General features: G+C 60.3%; 12 protein-coding genes. 6 read left to right on the top strand and 6 right to left on the bottom strand.

The annotated features are described in order from the left end of the window. Nucleotides 1-7: 7 nt before the first annotated feature. Genes CFE428DRAFT_RS09875 through CFE428DRAFT_RS09860 form a run of 4 tightly spaced genes read right to left on the bottom strand, consistent with a single transcriptional unit; the run spans nucleotide 8 to nucleotide 5,565 of the window. A complete protein-coding gene (locus CFE428DRAFT_RS09875; RefSeq protein WP_131989237.1) occupies nucleotides 8-2,068 on the bottom strand; it encodes a hypothetical protein in 2,061 nt (686 codons plus the stop codon). Nucleotides 2,069-2,079: 11 nt separating this feature from the next. After that, a complete protein-coding gene (locus tag CFE428DRAFT_RS37160) occupies nucleotides 2,080-2,853 on the bottom strand; it encodes a hypothetical protein (protein ID WP_006979378.1) in 774 nt (257 codons plus the stop codon). A gap of 13 nt (nucleotides 2,854-2,866) precedes the next feature. After that, complete coding sequence (locus tag CFE428DRAFT_RS09865) at nucleotides 2,867-4,444, bottom strand: hypothetical protein (protein ID WP_006979377.1); 1,578 nt, start codon at nucleotides 4,442-4,444, stop codon at nucleotides 2,867-2,869. 20 nt (nucleotides 4,445-4,464) lie between these two features. Further along, a complete protein-coding gene (locus CFE428DRAFT_RS09860) occupies nucleotides 4,465-5,565 on the bottom strand; it encodes a serine/threonine-protein kinase (protein ID WP_006979376.1) in 1,101 nt (366 codons plus the stop codon). Nucleotides 5,566-5,719: 154 nt separating this feature from the next. On the opposite strand from CFE428DRAFT_RS09860, the gene CFE428DRAFT_RS09855 reads away from it, so the two are divergent. Continuing rightward, entirely contained in the window at nucleotides 5,720-7,336 is a 1,617-nt protein-coding gene (locus tag CFE428DRAFT_RS09855) for a Na+/H+ antiporter (protein WP_006979375.1), read from the top strand. 11 nt (nucleotides 7,337-7,347) lie between these two features. Here CFE428DRAFT_RS09855 and CFE428DRAFT_RS09850 read toward each other — a convergent pair whose 3' ends face one another. Together CFE428DRAFT_RS09850 and CFE428DRAFT_RS09845 are read right to left on the bottom strand one after the other, a co-directional pair. Beyond that, entirely contained in the window at nucleotides 7,348-7,746 is a 399-nt protein-coding gene (locus tag CFE428DRAFT_RS09850) for a hypothetical protein (protein ID WP_006979374.1), read from the bottom strand. Nucleotides 7,747-7,828: 82 nt separating this feature from the next. Then, nucleotides 7,829-8,440, bottom strand: a complete 612-nt coding sequence (locus tag CFE428DRAFT_RS09845) for a hypothetical protein (RefSeq protein WP_006979373.1) — start codon at nucleotides 8,438-8,440, stop codon at nucleotides 7,829-7,831. A gap of 202 nt (nucleotides 8,441-8,642) precedes the next feature. Between CFE428DRAFT_RS09845 and radC the strand changes: the two genes are divergently transcribed. From radC to CFE428DRAFT_RS09815, 5 genes are all read left to right on the top strand, one after another. After that, on the top strand, nucleotides 8,643-9,338 hold the full coding sequence (gene radC / locus CFE428DRAFT_RS09835; RefSeq protein WP_006979371.1) for a RadC family protein: 696 nt from the start codon (nucleotides 8,643-8,645) through the stop codon (nucleotides 9,336-9,338). Between the two features lie 135 nt (nucleotides 9,339-9,473). Beyond that, on the top strand, nucleotides 9,474-10,292 hold the full coding sequence (gene lpxA / locus CFE428DRAFT_RS09830) for an acyl-ACP--UDP-N-acetylglucosamine O-acyltransferase (protein WP_006979369.1): 819 nt from the start codon (nucleotides 9,474-9,476) through the stop codon (nucleotides 10,290-10,292). Nucleotides 10,293-10,369: 77 nt separating this feature from the next. After that, complete coding sequence (locus tag CFE428DRAFT_RS09825; protein WP_006979368.1) at nucleotides 10,370-10,867, top strand: 3D domain-containing protein; 498 nt, start codon at nucleotides 10,370-10,372, stop codon at nucleotides 10,865-10,867. 393 nt (nucleotides 10,868-11,260) lie between these two features. Next, nucleotides 11,261-12,232, top strand: a complete 972-nt coding sequence (gene galE / locus CFE428DRAFT_RS09820; protein ID WP_006979367.1) for a UDP-glucose 4-epimerase GalE — start codon at nucleotides 11,261-11,263, stop codon at nucleotides 12,230-12,232. 267 nt (nucleotides 12,233-12,499) lie between these two features. Continuing rightward, nucleotides 12,500-14,869, top strand: coding sequence for an LPS-assembly protein LptD (locus tag CFE428DRAFT_RS09815; protein ID WP_006979366.1), 2,370 nt, complete (start codon nucleotides 12,500-12,502; stop codon nucleotides 14,867-14,869). Nucleotides 14,870-14,973 lie beyond the last annotated feature (104 nt).

Below are 14,973 nucleotides of genomic sequence, written 5' to 3'. Positions count from 1 at the left end.
GGGAGGGTCAGCGCCTGGTTTGCATCGTGAGGCGGGTGAGCACGGCGTTGACGATTTCCTGGAAAAACACCGCGTTCCAAACGTGACGCAGGGCAAATTTCTTGACGAACTTCGGGTTCCGCGCAGAGCGCAGGAACAAAGATTCGTTGTCCTTTTCCACGCGGATTTCAGGCCACGGGATGAGATGGTGTTTTTTGAAAACGAGCACGCCGGTGGTGGCGGCAAGTCCTTTGCTGCTCAGCCGGCAATCTCCAAAGGAAATCTCCGAACCTTGGAAAAGCTTTTCCACCAACCGCATCACCACCCCGGACCCGATCTGCTTGCAAAGTCCGGTCACCAGCAGCCGATAGTCAGTCTGCGCCTGCGACTCGCTCCGCAGCAATCGCCGGCACTCGATGTTCACCGTCCCGCGGTGCCAACTGGTCACACCCACCTTGTAGGAAGTATTGTTCGAGCCATTCTCCCGATGGACGCCGAAGCGGATACCGCTGATATCTGTCGCCGGAATGGCTTTGCCGTTGAAGCGAAATGTCTCCCGGGTGATCTCGATGATATCTCCGCGGATTTTCAGTGAGAGATCATTTTGTCGTGCAGCGGCTTTCTCCCGGACGAGTTGTTCCTTGTCCCGCTCGATCCGCTGCCTGGTCTGCTCATTTTTGGCGAACTCCCCCGCAATGACAACAGCTTCCAAGGCGGTGTCGAAATCGTGCTCCGTATGGGCACTGACCATCACCGCCAGGAAACAGCGGGCCACGTTTTCGGAAAACTGATCCTTCGAGGCGCCAAACTTTTGCGTGTAGTTCCACTTCGCCAGCACGGGAACGATCTCTTTTTTGAGCCGATGCAGGCGCTCTTTGGGCGAAGCCTTGCTCTCGAGGATTTCGCGGAGCGCCGTGTGATGAGCCTGGAGCTGGGCATTCGCCTCGAGGTCTTCCAGCTTCGCCTCAGCTTGGGCGATCAGCTTCGCCGCATGCTGGTGCAACTCTCTCGCCTTCGCCAGGGGCAGCACCGATTTCAGCAGATCGAGGCAATCCTGCGTGCGAGTGGTCGCCTTTTCATACTCGACGAGCAGGCGCAGACAAAGGGTCGCGACTTCATCCGAGAGATCATTCTTCGCGGCGCTCTCCGCACCATGAAACAGATCGTAAAGGGCGAAAGACCTCTGGGCATGTTCCAGCAATTCACGCACGACCTGACCGGCTCCCGCGGAATTTTTTCCTTCCTGTTCTTTGGCCCGCGCGAGCTGTTGTTGCAACCGCGCCCTGGTCGGCGCCAGCACGAGCTCGACCGATCTCCCAAGTTCGCCGGCGTCGACGCACGTCTCCCGCATCAAATCCACGTGCACGCGGGCCAGAGCCATGCGGCCGCCTTCCGCATAGCGCACCGCCAGTTGGGCATTGATCTTGTCGAGGGCCTGCGGAAGCGTCGCCCGGACGCGCTGGGCAAAGCCGGAGTTCAACCGCGGATCATCAAGCTGCTTCACCCGCGCGCCGAGGTTTTCCCAAAAGAGATCATCCGCCGTGAGAACGTTCCAGCGTTTATAGGAATCCCGCCAATAGCGTTCGATTTCCTGACGCTGGCGTTCGTCGATTTCCCGCTCGCCCGCGTATTCCTCCCACTCGAGAGCGACCAATTGCCAGAGCACAGCGACATTGTGCATGGCGGTGACTCCCGTGGTGGGATTGGTCTCTTTCAAGAGCCAGATCTCCAGCGCTGTCTCGCGGTCGCCGCCAGCCAGGGCCTGGATCGCGGGGTCGTTCCTGCTCTGGCCGAAAGTCTCGGGCCAGAACCAAAACAGCTCGTCGAGAACCCGTCGCTCCGGGTCGCGCAGGCATCCCATGGCGTCGCGAATCTGGTCAACACCCGGCGGTGGAGATAGCGCGAATGCCGCAGTGTGCACGCTCTCGCCCCGCCCCAGTTCCTCCAACATCTTGAGCTTGTCGGCATGCCGGGAAAGTTCCCGCGTCGTCGCATCCACCGGCAGGCCGGTGATGCGAAAAGCATTTTCCCGAAACATCTCCGGCCGTGCCATGGCGAGCAGCGGTTTGCAGGTGTCACTTCCGTTCATCGTCGCCAAGTTCATCGACTGTTCTGCCTTAGCCTGGCGTTGTAGGCATCCACCAATTGATTCACCCGCTGCTCCTGCGCCCGGAATGCCGCGAGCTGCTGATTGTACTGATCCACCTTCGCGCGCTCGACGCTGTTCAAGGAACGCTGCTGTTGGGCCAGTTGATTGTAGGTGTCAACCTGACGGTTGAAAGCATCGACACTGGCGGCGTCGGCGTGGTTCAAGGAGCCGCGTGTCAGGTTGATCTGGGCTCCAAGACGATTCAAGGCGTCGCTATATCGTTGCGTGTTTCGGCGAACGGCATCTGCCTCGTCACCCAAGGCGCGCAAAGTGTCCTCCATTTTCTTCATCGTCGCCTTTTCCGCGTCGATCACCTGTTTCTCTCGATCGAATTCCACGGTCATGGAATTCGGCACGTGGTAAGTCCCGGCAGGAAGGGACGTGAAGGGAGTGGGAGTGGACGGTCTCCAGCCCCCCAGGGGCGGGGTATTTCGACGCACGGCCGGAGTCCCGTAATTCACCACCGGACGCGTGCCCTTGACATGGGAAAATTCCGACAACGACGGCGTTTGTGGGGGAGGAGTTCCGCTCCCCATCATCATGGCAAAGAGTCCGACCAGGAGGGCCAGAATCGTGGCGCACAAATAAATGTTCTCCCCCGTCCGTAGCGGCCCCTTCGCCAGGATGCGGTAGGAGACTCCCTCGCGAATGACCCGGTAGCGGGACAGAGGAAAGAGAGGTATTCCCAGGACGGTGAGGTAGTGGGTGGTGAGGTACGAATTCAAGTATGCCTCAAAGTCACAGCGCCCGATGAACGCCAGACCGATCCACCCGCGGCTTAAGCCCGGTGTGGAAGTGACCGGTCTCATCCCACGAAACATATCCGCCTTCTTTGTGCGCGTCTGCGATCAGGTCGGTGACCTGTTGCTTGACCTCCGCACTCTCGGCCCACTTCAGGCTATCCTGCAAATAGCGGCCGGCGACATCCCAGAACAAAGTCAGGCGTCCGTAGGTCCCGGCACAGCGCGCGATGGTCAGCGCCACTTCATCCTGAGCCTGCCGTGCTGCCGCGATGCTCGCCTCGCGATAGATGGGCTCGAGCATGATTTTGCGGACGGTCGCATCGAGTTGTGCGATCTGCGCGGCCGCATTCGCGACCCCGGTGCACCTGACCGTCGTCTCACAGATTGGACGGATCGTCTCGAGCAGCCGTTGCCCAACCCAGATGCCGATATTCTCATCGATCAACTTGACCCAATGCGACGCAACGGCGAGAGGACGCAACAGGCGGCCGATCTGGGCACACGTCTCAAAATCCCGCGTCGCCTTTTCGTATTGCACGATCTGGCGATTGACCACTTCGACCACTTCATCCGAGAGATCGTTCCGCATCTCGCTCCCTTCTCCCAAAAGAAGATCGTAGAGCGGGAAAGTCCGCTGAACCTGTCCAAGCAATTCCTGCGAAATGCGGATGCCTTCCTCCGGCTTGGGCAGAGGGAGCCGCACCCGCTCGATCTGCTGCTTGATTCGTGCCGTGGTGGGCGCGAGCACCAGTTCCGCGGTCTTCATTTTTTCCACGGGATCGACTTTTCTCGCGCGCAGGAATTGCGCGTGGACGCCCGCCAGTTCCATGCGGTTTTTCCCGGCGTAGCGCACCGCCAGCTCAGCATGGATTTTATCCAGCGCGGAGGGTAGCGCGGACCGGACCCGGTAAACGAAGCCGGTGCTCAGGCGACTCTCATCAAGCTGCTTCGCCCGCCCGCCAATGCTTTCCCAAAAGACATCATTCGTCGCGAGCCGTTCCCAGCGATCGAAAGACCTCTGCCAGTAATTCGCGATTTTTTTCCGCCGCTCCGCATCGATCTCCTCGTGATCCGCGTAGTCCTCCCACTCCAGCGCGACCAACTGCCAGAGGACGGCCAGATTATGCGTGGCGACGAGGTCGGTCGCCGCTGCCTCTTCCCGGTCCAGCCAGATACCAAGAGCGGTGTTGCGATCCCCACCGGCCAGTGCCTGGATTGCCGGGTCTTTTCCACTGGCACCGAAGGTCGCGGGCCAGAACCAAAACAGTTCATCGAGAATACGCCGCTCCGGGTCGCGCAAGCACTGCATGGCATCGCGGATCTGATCGACACCCGGCGGGGGTGAAAGCGCAAAGGCCGCGGTGTGCACACTCTCGCCCTGCCCGAGTTCCTCCATCATCTTCAGCTTGTCCAGATGACGCGCGATCTCGCGGGTCGTCGCATCCACCGGCAGGCCGGTGATGCGAAAGGCATTTTCCTGGAACATCTCCGGCGTCGCCAGGGCCAGCAACGATTGGCACTCGACCGTCACGCGACCTCCTTTCGCTTCCCAACCCGCATCGTTGTCTGACATCGCCGCATCACCCGTTTACCTCACATGCTGATGCCGCAGCGCCAGAGCTTCACCTGGTGCGCATACTTGTCGCGCAGGGGCTGAGACTTGTTGAAAGCTTCCTCCATCAGGTCCGCCGCCTCGGCGAGGCGTCCCGACTGCCGGGCCCGCAAGGCCAGCTTCACCAACTCCTCCGCGCCATGTTCATTGGCGGGCGAATGCCGCCCGAGCACGGTCTTCGACACCTCCCGCGAGGTGGATGGCACGGCACTCGGGGATGGCAACACACCTGGCTGCCAGTTTTCGAGGGCCTCCAAAAGTTCCCGGGCACTCGCGTAACGTTTCTCCGGTTGCTTTTCGAGAGTCTTCATCACAATGCAATCCAACGCGGCATTGGCGTCTGGATTCATCTCCGACGGAGGGGGAACGCGTCCTTCGAACAGCCCCTTCGCACCCCAGGTGGCCTCGGCGGGCACTTCGTAGGGCAGCCGATCCGTCAGCAAAAGGTAAAGCGTGGTGCCAAGCGCCCAGACATCGGCAGCGCACGAGTCCGACTTGTGCTGCGTAAACACCTCCGGTGGCTTGAACGCCAGGGTGCCGGCCGCGGTAGCCAGCAGGGTCAGCGGGTTCACCTTTTTCGCCAGGCCGAAGTCGCTGACCCGAGCCCGCAGTCCGTCCGCCTCATAGCCGACGAGGATATTCTGCGGCTTGATGTCGCGGTGAATGATGGGCGGATTCTCGCGATGCGCCAGCGCGATCCCGCGGCAGACCTGTTTTACCAGGTCCAGCGTGGTCTCGATCGGCACCAGGTGTTTGTCGTGCGAACGCCAGAATTTATCCAGACTGCCGCCCGGGACATTTTCCATCGTGAAATAGCCGCAAATACCCTGCGACAGCTCGATCACGTTGGCATCGAATACGCGCACGATATTCGGGTGCCCAATGCGCGAAAGCAGGATCGCTTCGCCCAACGTTTCGTTGATCTCCTCGAGACTCATCCCTCCGCGCTTGAAGACCTTCATCGCCTGTCGTCCGAGGAAGCGGTGGTGCACCCGGTAAACCTCCGCAAACGCCCCTTCCCCGAGGAAGCGTTCCACCTCGTAGGTATCGCGAATGACTTGACCATCTTCCAGGAGACGCATGTGTTTTTGGGGGACCGATTCCGCAGGCTTCGGTCTAACGATTCCTCCACATCCGTGCAATACGCGAGATTACGAAAAATGTGCCACAAAGGAAACCCGGTGGACCACTCCGTACGAGACCAATTCGCCGGAATTGCTCTACAATCTCCCGCGAATGGCGCAACTCGAACTCCTTTGCTTTGTCCTGATGCTCGTCGCGGTGCTCGACATCGCGGCCCGCAAGATCGGCCTGCCGTACCCTGTGCTCATGGTCCTCTGTGGCCTCTCGCTCGGGCTCATCCCGCGCCTGCCGCACTTCACCTTTCCACCGGAACTCGTCCTGCCCGTCTTCATTCCGCCGCTGCTCTTCCCCGCGGCGTTCCTCACTTCGTGGCACGATTTCAAATTCAACCTGCGACCGATCTTCCTCCTCGCCGTCGGTCTGGTGCTGCTCACCATGCTCACCGTCGCCTGGACTGCGCACGCCTGCATTCCCGGCCTCCCGTGGTCCGCCGCCTTCGTTCTCGGCGCCATCATCTCGCCGCCCGATGCCATCGCCGCGACCGCCGTCTTCGAGCGCCTGGAAGTCCCGCGCCGCATCGTCACCGTCCTCGAAGGGGAAAGCCTGGTGAACGACACCGTTGCGCTCGTTGCCTATCGCTTCGCCATTACCGCCGTGGTCACTGGCACGTTCTCTCTCAGCACGGCGGCCTTGGAAGTGCCTCTCGTCGCCCTCGGCGGCGCGATCATCGGCGGTCTCATCGGAGTCGGCGTCGACTGGCTCCAGCGCCGCCTCGATGACCCACCGGTCCAGGTCACCATCTCGCTGCTCACCCCCTTCCTCGCCTATCTCACCGCCGAGCAGGTGGGCTGCTCCGGCGTCCTCGCCATCGTCACCGCCGGCGTCTTTCTCGGATGGCGTCTGCCGCGTATGGTCACCGCACGCACCCGGCTGGAACTCGGCGCGTTCTGGCAGATGCTTGTCTATCTGCTCAACGGCATCGTCTTCGTCTTCATCGGCCTGCAATTGCCGCAGGTCACGCAAGGCCTCGAGCAGCACACCTCGTGGTCGCGCTTGCTTTCCCAGACGGGCGCCGTCTGCGCCGTCACGGTCGTCGTTCGCCTGCTCTGGATTTACCCCGCGGCTTACCTGCCGCGACTGCTTTCCTCCTCGCTGCGTGCCCGCGATCCGTATCCCGATTGGCGCGACGTCACCATCATCGGTTGGTCCGGCATGCGCGGGGTCGATTCCCTGGCCACCGCCCTCGCGCTCCCTTTTTTCACCGTCACCGGCGCGCCCTTTCCCGGCCGCAATATCATCATCTTCATTTCCTTCGCCGTCATCCTCTTCACCCTCGTCGCACAAGGCCTCAGCCTCCCCATTCTCATCCGCCTGCTCGGGGTAAAAGGCGACGGTAAAGCCGATTGCGAAGAACACGTCGCCCGCCTCGCCGCCAACCAGGCCGCGCTCGCCTATCTCGAAGGCCTCGCCGAAACCAAAGCCGAACACCGCCAGCAAATCACCCTGCTCCAGGCTGAATACCACGAACGCCTCGCCCAACTCGAGCTCGAGGAAGAAGAAGACGAGGAAAACAACTCCGATGTCACCGAGGAGCGCGACACGCCCACCCCCATCTCGCCGTTCTTCCAACTCGCCCGCGCAGCCCTGCAGATCGAGCGCGACGCCATCATCGGTCTCCGCAACCAGCACCGCATCAATGACGAGACACTGCGTGTCGTCCAGCGTGACATCGACCTCGCAGATGCGCGGATGGTCGAGCGGGAGCAGTAGGAGATTTCAGCCTATTTCGCCGGCGGCGGATTCGACTTCCGGCGCGAGCCGGAGGCGGGGTCGCCAGTCCAGTCTTTGCAGCTAAACTGTTGGGAATTGATGAAGTGAAGCACCATCTCCCGCGGGCTGGGCTTATCCGTGGTGACGCTCACGGCATGCGGGCCGGTGATCCGCCACTTGGCGCCGGGCCACGGCGCCTTGGCCATGGTTCCATCCTCGGCAAAGGCAATCTCGACCGTAGTGTGATGCCAGAGGTAGTTCCAAGTGGACCCCGTCACGATCTGGAAGAGTTTATAAGTCGGTTCATCGACGGCGCCGACCGCTTTGGCGGTAGCCGGAATATCCACATCGGCGCGGAGTGGCACGAGGGCGGCAGCCGTGAAGACTAATACGAGGAGAAGATGTTTCATTGTCATGGGTGGTCGATCCACCTTTTAGCGCCCGGAGTGTCGAAACACAATCAGACGCACGCGAATTCGGGAACGTACCGTGTCACGGCGTGACGACCGAGACGTCGCGGACGGAGAGCGTGCCGAAGGCAAAGGCGAGGCCCACCTTGGTCTTCGGCTTGGCAATCGAGGGATGTTCGACGGTTTGTTTGAAGGTGTCGCCGAAGGAAAGGGTGCAATGGTCGCCTTCGAATTTCAGTTCGGCCTGCACCCATTCACCTTCGGGCAGTTTCGGTGCATCTTTCACTGGCATGGTATCGGCCTTGGCGTCGTGGCCTTGCTCCTTCCAGGCGTGCACGGAGAGCGGGTTCTGTCCGACAACGAATCGGAAGACGTGGCCCTTGTCGTCGTTCAGTGTGAAAATGAACATCTTTACCTTCTCCGCGCGAATCGCGAAGCGCACCGTCCCATCAGTGAACGTGGCGTTGTACCACATGATGGGGCCGTGGTTTTTGTTCTTCTCGTAGAGCGCATCGTCCTGCGTGCAGGTGGCCATGCCGTCGGCGACGGTCCAAACACCACGTCCCGGCGAGAGATCGCGTCCGGCGAGCTGCGGCGCGGTGAAATGATCATCCACCAACGTGCCCGCGAAGGACAACGGCGCGGTGAATGTGAAGACGAGAGCGAGAACGCCAAGAAGGTGAGGGAGTTTCATGGAATGACGGATGGCGAAGGTCTTGGGGGCTTTGGGGGTAACAGCAAAATGAGTCCGGCGAAGATCAATGGCTTAGGGGCCGTTATTCACTTTTGTGAAGAGGATGGCTCGGCCTACGCCGAAGGCGTCGAATTTTCCCGTTCGCAAATTTCGCAAATGCCCATTCCCCTCCTCCACCCATTTCTGCTAGATCGCGGAGATTATGGCCACTTTGCGGATTCATGAATTACCGGAGCAAGATCGTCCGCGGGAGAAGCTGGCAGCGCAGGGCGCGGGAGCGTTGAGCGATAGCGAATTGATCGCGATTTTGTTACGCACGGGCCTGCCGGGAGCGAACGCCGTCGATGTGGCGCGGAAGCTTTTGGCGGAGTTCAAATCGTTGAGCGGACTGGCGCGATGTTCGGTGAAGGAACTTTCGAAGATCAAGGGCGTGGGGCCGGCGAAGGCGGTGCAACTCGTCGCGGCGTTCGGGCTGGCGTCGCGGCTGGCACGAGAGACGCTTGCGCGGCAGCGACTCGATTCGCCGGAGTTGATCAATGACCTGCTCGGGCCGGAGATGCGCGCGCTCGGGCGCGAATCGCTCCGCCTCGTGCTGCTCGATACGAAATACCTCCTCATCCGCGTGGAGGAAATTTCGCACGGCAGCCTGAATGAAAGCATTGCGCACCCGCGCGAAGTGTTTCGCCCCGCGCTCATTTACTCGGCGTATGCGGTGATCCTCGTGCACAATCATCCTTCGGGCGATCCGACCCCGAGCAGCGCCGACCATCAGCTCACGCGCCGCCTCGTGCAGGGTGCGGAGTTGTTGCAAATTCGCCTGCTCGATCACGTGATCCTCGGCACGGGCGACAATGGGCGGCTGCCGTACTTCAGCTTCAAGGAAGCGGGGATTATTTGAAGAAAAGGATGAAGGCGGAAGGATGAGGGATGAAGGAATGCGCTCCCAGCCGCCCAAATCCCAGCGTCTCAAAACCCGCGAAGCGCATTTTTTCTTCATCCTTCATCCTTCATCCCTCATCCTTTCCTCTTCGCCATGATCCATCCTACTGCTGTCATTCATCCTGATGCCGTGCTCGGCGCGGATGTCGTCGTCGGGCCGTATGCGGTCATCGAAGGCGCGGCGAAGATCGGCGATGGGTGCGAGATCCAGGCGCATGCGATCATCGGCGCGCATGTGGAGATGGGGCGCAATAACCTGATTGGCTATGGCGCGGTCATCGGCGGCGACCCACAGGATTTCGCTTTCAAGCCGCAGGTGCACAGCATGGTGCGGATTGGCGACGGAAATAAAATTCGCGAGTACTGCACGCTCCATCGCGGCACTACGGAGAACAGTGCCACCACCGTGGGCAACCAATGCTTCCTCATGGCCGGAGCGCACCTCGCGCACAATGTCTCGCTGGGCGATCACGTCATCATCGCCAACAACGCGCTGCTCGGCGGGCACGTGCAAGTGGCCGAGCGCGTCTTCATCGGCGGTGGGTGCGTCTTTCATCAGCATATCCGCGTAGGCCGGCTGGCCATCTGCCAGGGAGCGAGCGCCTTTAGCAAAGACATCCCCCCCTTCACCACTGCGGCGGAACGCAATGGGATCGCCGGCCTGAACGTAGTGGGGCTGCGCCGAGCCGGCCTCTCGGCCGCCCAGCGGGCGGAGGTCAAGGAAGCCTTCGGCCTGCTCTATCGGCAGGGGCTCAATACGACTCAGGCGCTGGCCGCGGCCAAAGAACGGAAGTGGGGCGCTGAGGCCCAGGCGTTTTTCGACTTTGTCGCCTCCAGTCGGAAACGCGGGATCTGCGACTTTCTGGGCTCGCGGGACGGGACCGCGGCAGGGGACTTGCTCACTACAGAGTGAAATAATCGGTTGCCACGGGTGGCCGATGCGCCTAGAAAGCGCGCGGCCCCCGGGGTTTGCCTATCATCACACTCCTCATGCGTTATCTCCTACCGCTCGCCCTTGCGCTTTGTCTGATCGGCTGTGCCACGTCCCCGCAGCAGCAGGCGCAAAGAACCAGGAATAGCCGTGTCGGCCAGCTCATGACCGTGCGGACCACTGCCTACACGCAAACGGAAGCCGGAGGCTGGAAGAATGCCATTGGAGGACGGTTGCACTTCGGCGGGGTGGAATACAGCGCGGCCTCGGACTGGTCGTGGATGCCGCTGGGCACGCGCTTCATCCTCCTCAGCACCGGGCACGAATACGTGATCGAAGATTACGGCTCCGCCCTGGTCAACAAACAGACGATCGATCTCTTCTTCCCCAGCCGAAAGCAAATGCGCAACTGGGGCGTGCGCCACGAACAAATCAAGATTCTGGAATGGGGCTCGCAGGCGATGAGCCTGAAGCTGCTCGCCGGGCGCTGTAAAAATTCGCACGTGCGGGTGATGGTCGCGCAGTTGAAGAAGCAGGGCGTGGTGCCTTCGTCTTAGGACCACTGGCAATCAAACGCGGATCCATTTAAACGCAGAGGACGCTGAGAACGCAGAGGGCCGCAGAGGAACGGGTGGCACGTCCCAGAACGTGTCGGCTCTTTTCCCATTCGCAGAATATTTGAGGAATGGGTTGTGAGGCGGGAGCGCATCCCTCCGATATTTCCTCTGCGGCCCTCCGCGTTCTCAGCGTTCTCTGCGTTTAAGAATGGAAGTGAATGAACGGAGATACCGGGCCATCGCTTCCTCCGATTGCGTTCATCGTTTTTGGCGGGCCAGGCGCCATTCGCGCGCTTTTCATTTTCCCCCGCTCTTAATCTTGCGCGAAAGGCCGGGGCTTGCGCTTAATGTTGCGGCCCGGCGAACGACGGGAATCGAACTTTAAGCGTAATCATGAAAATCTTCGTTACCGGCGGCGCCGGCTACATTGGCAGCATCTGCGTGGAGCAACTCCTCGAGGCGGGACACCAAGTGACCGTTTTTGACAATCTCACCGAGGGGCATCGCAAGGCGGTGGATTCGCGCGCCGAGCTCATCATCGGCGACCTGCAAAAGGAATGCGACATTCACGATGCGATGGAACACGCGCGGCCCGACGCGGTGATGCATTTCGCGGCCAACGCGCTGGTCGGCGAGTCGATGGAAAATCCCTCGAAGTATTTCCGCAACAACGTCTACGGCGGGCTCAATCTGCTCGATGCGATGGTCGCGGTGGGCGTGAAGAAATTCGTTTTCAGCTCGACGTGCGCGACCTTCGGTCCGCCGGATCGCCTGCCGATCGACGAGACTTTGCCGCAGCGGCCGATCAATCCCTACGGCGAATCAAAGCTGATGTTCGAGAAAATCCTGCGTTGGTACGACGAGATTCACGGGCTGAAATTTGTCGCGCTGCGTTACTTCAATGCCGCCGGCGCCACGGAGCGTTTCGGCGAGGATCACCGCATCGAGACCCACCTCATCCCGAACGTGCTCAAGGTGGCGCTCGGCCAGAGGGAGAACGTGCAGATTTTCGGGACGGATTACGAGACGCCGGATGGCACCTGCATCCGCGACTACATTCACATCGTGGATCTGGCGCAGGCCCACATGCTTGCGCTCGGCACCAAGGAATCGGCTTTCTACAATCTCGGCACCGGCGGCGGCACAAGTGTCCGCGAGATCATCGCCACGTGTGAAAAGGTGACCGGCAAGAAGATCCCGGTGGTGGAAAAAGCGCGCCGCCCCGGCGACCCGGCGCGCCTCATCGCCGGCTCGGATAAAGTGCAACGCGAGCTCGGCTGGAAGCCGAAGTATCAGGCGATCGACAAGATCATCGAGAGCGCCTGGGCCTGGCACGTTCGCCACCCAAACGGCTACGGGGATTAGGCGGGGCGATTTTTCGAAGATTCAGACGTGCTTTAGGGATTCCCTCCTCTAGCCCTGATGATCTCGAATAAAGGGCGCGGATAGCCTGTGATTAAGGATCGTGAATTTCAAAAACGACGCAAAAATGACAGTCCTGCGGCGATTGTTTGACCCCGGCGGCACTCCCGCGTGCGACTTTCGCTGTCCGAACGCTTACGTTTATTAAAAGGACTAATACCCCTTTTAACTTGGCAAGCTTCCGAGCACTTCAGTAGTTTCCCGTTTCCCATGAAACGCCTGCTGTCTTTGCTCGTGCCCTTATTGCTTTGTGCCTCGGCGGCCAGGGCGCAGATTGGCAGCTTTGGTGATGTCCCGATCGAAATCACCTCTGAAGCGACCCGCATGGAGGGAGGCCTGGCGATTGCCGATCGCAACGTGATCATCCGGCACAAGGACACCCTGATTTATTGCGACTACGCGCAATACAATCCGGACACCCACGATTCCTATCTCACCGGCAACGTGCGCATTTACCGGGAGGGACACCTCTTTACCGCGGACCGGGCGATCTACAATCTGGAGACGAAAATCCTGAACGCTTCGAGCTTCGAGGGTGACGTGACTCCCTTCGAATTCGGTGGCGAATCCATCTCCACGCTGAATAACAATTCCTACATCGGGAAGGACGGGATTTTCACCACGAGTGACAACTCGAAGCCGGACTGGTTCTTGAGCGCGAAGACCGTCCGCATTTACCCGAAAGATCGCGTAATCTTCAGCCGCGTAACGGTTTACGTCGGCCAGACGCCCGTCTTCTGGTATCCCTACCTTTACCAGTCGCTCAACGTCGACCAGAGCTTCAGCTTCACCCCCGGCTACTACAGCGTATGGGGCGCGTTTGTGACATCGCAGTTCACTTTCCCGATCTCGGATACGATTTCGGGCAAGCTGCGCCTCGACCTCTATTCCCAGCGCGGTATTGGCGTCGGTTTCGAAATGCGCTGGGGTGCGGAAAAGCGCTCGGCCACTCCTTTCATCAAGGCTACCGAAACGAAGGAGGAAAAGCAGGCCCGTGATGTTCAGCACGGCGAAAACTGGGGCCATTTCCTGAGCTACTACATCGACGACTCCAAGCCGGGCACGAACGAGACCTCCCTGGCCCGCGAGAACATCAACCCGAATCGCTACCGCGTCTCGATGCAGGACCGCACCTTCCTCGATACGGACCTGTATACGACGGTCAACGTCACCAAGTTGAGCGACGCCCGATTCCTGCAGGACTTCGTGCCGGGCGATTTCCGCGAAGACCCGAATCCGGACAGCATGATTGCCGTCACGAAGTGGGATGAGAACTATTCGGCGATCCTCATGGCGCGGAAGCAGATCAACAAGGACTTCGACGGCACGGAAAAGCTGCCGGAGTTTGCCTTCGATGTGAAGCGGCAGCCGATCTTCGGCACGAAGATCCAGTACGACAGCGAGACGAGCACCGGCATGTATCAGCGCAACTTCGCCAACGGCTCGCTCTTCCCTGATTACAAGTCCTTCCGTGCGGATACCTTCCAGCAACTCAGCTACCCGGGCACCTACTTCGGTTGGCTCTCATTGAATCCGCATATGGGCGTGCGCGGTACCTTCTACGAGGACAGCGGCTTTACCCAGCAGGACATCCAGAACATCACCACCAGCAACACGGTGATCGGCCCCGATGGTCTCCCGGTGACGACCAAGACGACGACCCAGCAGATCAACGAGAATCTGATCAAGAACGGCTCGCTCTTCCGGGCGGCGGTCACGGCTGGCCTCGAGGCGTCCTTCAAGTTTTCCCGCGAGTATGAAAGCGTGCAGTCCCGCACCTGGGGCCTCGACGGGTTGCGCCACATCGTCCAGCCGTTCATGGATTACTCGTTCGTCTACACGAACCGTAACCCGGAGGAAATTTACCAGTTCGACCGCTTCACCCCCTCGACGCAGGTGCCGCCGATCGATTTTCCGCAGTTCAACTCCATCGACTCGCTGGACAACTGGTCGATCCTCCGCCTCGGCGTGCGCAACCGCCTCCAAACCCGCCGTGACAATACCACGATCAACTGGCTCGAGATGGACACCTACTTCGACATCGACCAGCACCGGCCCGACTTCGGCAACGCGGCGCTGCTGGCGGATACCGGGACGTTCTCGAATCTCTACAACTCGATCAAGTGGTCGCCGCTGCCATGGCTCGGGTTGAATATCGATTCGCAGTTCCCGGTGTTCGATCACGGCTTCACGCAGGTCAACACCAGCTTCAACTTCCAGGTCAATCGTGACCTCACCGTCAGTATCGGCAATCGCTACATCAGCGGGAACACCCAGTTCCAGAACAGCAACCTGCTTAGCTTCGGCGGCTATTATCGGATCAACGACAACTGGGGCTTCACCGTCGGCGAGCAGTATGAATTTGCCACCAGCACCCTCGAAGCGCAGACCTACTCGTTCAGCCGCGATCTTTCGAGTTGGGTTGCCTCCTTTGGCATCAACATCGAGGACAACGGCGGCAAGTCGACCTACGGGGTGATCTTCACCTTCACCTTGAAGGATCTCCCCAACGTCCGCTTCCCGCTCACGCTCGACCCGAGCAGCATCGCCGGGCTGGGGGGGAGCAGCAGCAGCAAATAACTGCCGCGCGCCGCCCGCATCCTTTTCCTTGCACTCGGGCGGGGGCGTACGCTTAATCCCCGCCCTGCCCGCCGCGGGACCGCTGTCTGCAGCATCCCGCACGG

Source organism: Chthoniobacter flavus Ellin428, assembly GCF_000173075.1.
GTDB classification, from domain to species: Bacteria; Verrucomicrobiota; Verrucomicrobiia; order Chthoniobacterales; family Chthoniobacteraceae; genus Chthoniobacter; species Chthoniobacter flavus.
Note: the sequence above shows the minus strand (reverse complement) of the source record. Positions and strands in the feature narration are given on the sequence as shown.